Here is a 2,445-nt window from a genome sequence, read left to right as displayed (position 1 = left end):
GGACTTGACCTCGGCTATGAACGCAGCCCATGGTTCGCGCCCGAAGCGGAGTATGCGGCCGTGGGGGTCCTTGCTGTCGCGGACGGCAAGTCCGCTCGCGAGGTCGGCGGTCTCAACGCAGTCGCCACCGGACGACCCGCCGCCGCTGTGGCTGCTCTTGCGCCATGCGATCGTGCCGAATTCGGGGGCAAGCATGGGGTACCTCTTCCCAGTCGGTTACAGCTCTCGCCTGACATGCCGAATCACTTCAAGGCTGTCCTTCGGACTCAGCGCCGCTGATCTCAGCGAATCGAACGCGAGCGTATACCGACGGGTCTCGTCCGGAGTTTCCATGTGCAGCGTCCCCGTGACGTGCTCGACGCAGACGACGTCGGAGAAGGCTGGCGTCGGAAAGCCGAAGAGGACGAAGGCTCCGACAAGACCGACATGCGCGCCCGCGCGCAGCGGGAGCACCTGGAGGTCGATGGACGGCTGGTCGGCCAGGCCCAGCAGGTGATCGAGTTGCGGACCCATAACCGAACTTCCGCCGACGCGACTGCGTAGAGCGGCTTCTCCCTGGATCAGGCAGATACGGGGTGAGTCCGACCGCGTCAGGACTTCCTGGCGCCGCATCCTCATCTCCACCAGCTCATCGACCCGCTCGCGGCTCAGCATCTCGGGATTGGCGTGATACAGCGCTCGTGCGTACTCCGGCGTCTGGAACAGCCCCGCGATGAGCAGTGGCTGGAAGGAGCGGATGTAGTCGGCCGTCTGCTCGTAGTCGATGTGGTCGGCATACGAGGGCAGAGTGGCACCGAGGTTCCTGGTCCAGCCACGTTCACTGCCTCGCTTGGCGAGCTTGACCAGTTCCTCGACATATCCCTTGTCCTCCACTCCGTAGAACGCGAGCAGATCTCGCAACTCGCCGAGTGACATGCCGAGTCGTGCGTTCTCGATGCGGCTGATCTTCGATCGATGGCAGCCGATGCGTTCAGCCGCCTCCTCCGGGGACTTGCCCGCCTCCTCCCGGAGTTTGACGAGCGTCGCCGCGAGACGGCGGCGCCGGACAGTCGGTCGGGGTGCGGTCATGCGCTGGCTCCTCCGCTGGTTGACGGTCCATCAGAATCAAGGACCTGAACAGATCTTGGAACATTTTCTATTGCGTTCGGTTGCACAAGGGACGGATGCAGGAGCACTCTATTCTCAGTCACCTGGTGCGGTCGACCCGTCACAGAAGGGTGCTGTCGGTGTGCGCACGCAGCTGACGCAAAGGCCCCCGCAACCGCACGAACGGTTCGGGGGTGTGGCCAACGCTTAATAGAGGAGCGTCGACATGACCAACGCTATCGCCCACCGCCTCGGCCCAGGGGCGCAGGGTTTACTCCCGTCTGCCGTACCGCAGAATCGGGAGGTCACCCGATGAGCACATCGTGCAACGGCGGTACGCAGGTGGTGGCACGGTGGAGCCGCAGCGGCCGGTCCGTCGGCAGGGCGCGGGCGGATCTGCGGTCGCTGCTGGCCGGCTGGGGGCTCGCCGGTATCGAGGAGGAAGCGCTCATCGTGCTCTCCGAGTTGCTGACGAACGCCGTGCGGCACGCGCGGGTCTCCCCCGGGCGCGAGATCGAGACGCGGTATCTCCCGCTGCCGGGCGGGATCCGGATCGAGGTGCACGACGCGTCGGACGCTCTGCCCAGGATGACCGCTCCCGCGCCGGACGCGGATGGCGGCCGGGGGCTGCCGCTCGTCGCGGCGCTCGCCGACTCATGGGGAGTCGCCACACGTTCCGGGCCGGGCAAGGCCGTCTGGGCGGAGATCACGCTGCGCGGAACGCGGTCATGAGGGCGTGCCCGGTGCGGCGGTGGGTCGCCCAGGCCGTACGGGAGCGGTTGGTGCGGCTGCTGTGGCGGACTGATGAACGCTGGTGCGAGTTCTACCAGTCCGCGCTGCACGCCCTGCACGGAACACCGGACCACCCCGCGACGCAAGCCGAACTGGAAGCGGCCGAGTGGGACGCCCTGGTCGCCAGGCTAAGAGAAGACGTACGGGACTCCTGACCCACCGAGTGCCGGGCCACCCACCCATGGGCGACCCGGCACCCCGGCGGTTCACTCGCGTCCGCTGGTCGGGCACAGTCACATCCACGCCTCGCCGTTCGGCTGGCTGGACTCGTACCCTCGCTCTCGCCCAGGACTTCAGGAAAGGGGTCTGACATCATGAGCTGCGATGAGGGATCGCGATAGTCAACAAATGGCAAAGCCCCTCTGAAGTCGCAGGTCAGGAAGAGTGCTTCCCGCGCGAGCGGGGGTAACCCCCTCCGAGCAAAGCTCTGACCAGGCACCCTCACGCCTGACAGGCGTGGCGGGGCCCGGGCCCCCACCCAACGGCGGCCCCCGGGCCCCGGCGGGGCCGATCCCGCGGCCCACGAACGGATCGAGTACGAACTCCGCCCCCCCCCCCCCCCCCACC

At 67.3% G+C, this 2,445-nt stretch carries 4 protein-coding genes; 2 read left to right on the top strand and 2 right to left on the bottom strand.

Features of this window, described 5'->3' with window-relative positions; translation table 11 throughout:
* Together ACWF94_RS38675 and ACWF94_RS38670 are read right to left on the bottom strand one after the other, a co-directional pair.
* Nucleotides 1-195 (bottom strand): DUF397 domain-containing protein (locus ACWF94_RS38675; RefSeq protein ID WP_453499690.1); only part of this gene is annotated, 195 nt, incomplete at its 3' end.
* Between the two features lie 21 nt (nt 196-216).
* Nucleotides 217-1,068 carry a helix-turn-helix domain-containing protein gene (locus tag ACWF94_RS38670; protein WP_453499688.1) on the bottom strand — a complete coding sequence of 284 codons (852 nt, stop codon included), beginning with the start codon at nt 1,066-1,068 and terminating at the stop codon, nt 217-219.
* A 330-nt stretch (nt 1,069-1,398) separates the two neighbouring features.
* Between ACWF94_RS38670 and ACWF94_RS38665 the strand changes: the two genes are divergently transcribed.
* Nucleotides 1,399-1,818, top strand: a complete 420-nt coding sequence (locus ACWF94_RS38665; protein WP_453499686.1) for an ATP-binding protein — start codon at nt 1,399-1,401, stop codon at nt 1,816-1,818.
* Complete coding sequence (locus tag ACWF94_RS38660; protein ID WP_453499684.1) at nt 1,815-2,033, top strand: hypothetical protein; 219 nt, start codon at nt 1,815-1,817, stop codon at nt 2,031-2,033. Before ACWF94_RS38665 ends, ACWF94_RS38660 begins: the two co-directional genes overlap by 4 nt.
* The last annotated feature ends 412 nt before the right edge of the window (nt 2,034-2,445 follow it).

Source organism: Streptomyces sp. NPDC055078, assembly GCF_053607985.1.
This window is presented reverse-complemented; position numbering and strand designations above follow the sequence as displayed.